The sequence below is a fragment of the Galactobacter valiniphilus genome (genome assembly GCF_003575975.1).
GTDB classification, from domain to species: Bacteria; Actinomycetota; Actinomycetes; order Actinomycetales; family Micrococcaceae; genus Galactobacter; species Galactobacter valiniphilus.
The window spans coordinates 1-716 of sequence record NZ_QQXK01000080.1 but is presented as its reverse complement, the minus strand read 5'-3'; the positions used below and the strand labels follow the sequence as shown (position 1 = coordinate 716).

General features: G+C 61.2%; 1 pseudogene. It reads left to right on the top strand.

What is annotated here, in order from left to right:
* Window positions 1-170: pseudogene (locus DWB68_RS15805) on the top strand (IS3 family transposase); the annotation flags it as partial.
* Window positions 171-716: the final 546 nt, after the last annotated feature.

Genomic DNA, 716 nt, shown 5'->3' with positions numbered 1-716 from the left:
AGAACGTTCTCAACCGTCGAGTCTGGGCCACTCGTGTGCAGCTGCGGACCGCGATCGTGGCCTGGATCGAAACCCGCTACCACCGCCGCCGACGCCAACAATGCCTCGGCCGGTTGACGCCCATCGAATTCGAACTCATCATGAACCCACCAGCCGCCCAAGCGGCCTAACCCCAACTGTCTCAATCCGTGCAGCAGTCCCTTCTGGGTCCGCACGTTCACTTCGGTTCCGGGGCTGGAGACATAGTCCCAGCGGCTCCAGCCTGGCTTCTGATCGATCCGGAACCACACATTGACAGGCCATGACCGGCCTACATCACCTGAAGCGCCGATGATGGAAACCTGACTGCTGACACGGGCGCCGGCTGATCCTGTGTAGGTCGTCTGCATGACCTTTACACGGACTTCCGCTGTGCCGATGGGCTTTCCGTTTTTGCGGGCCACAATCGCGCCGTAGTGCACCAGGCATGCCTGGCGTCGGTTGAGAACACGGAACTTCGGTGCCATGTTCTCGCCGCAACGGCGAAAGTCTGTGCTGGTCGTCGTGAGCGTCTTACTGATGGCCTTCACCGCCGTGCGGCTTGAAGCCTCCGTCGAACGAGAGATCGTAGTTGAGGCGTTGAGGGAGCGCAGGCCAGACTGACGGCGCTCACTGAAATTCCTCGGTTCTGCTCATCGAAATTCCCCACTCTGGGTCGCTCCGCCGCATGAGGCGGG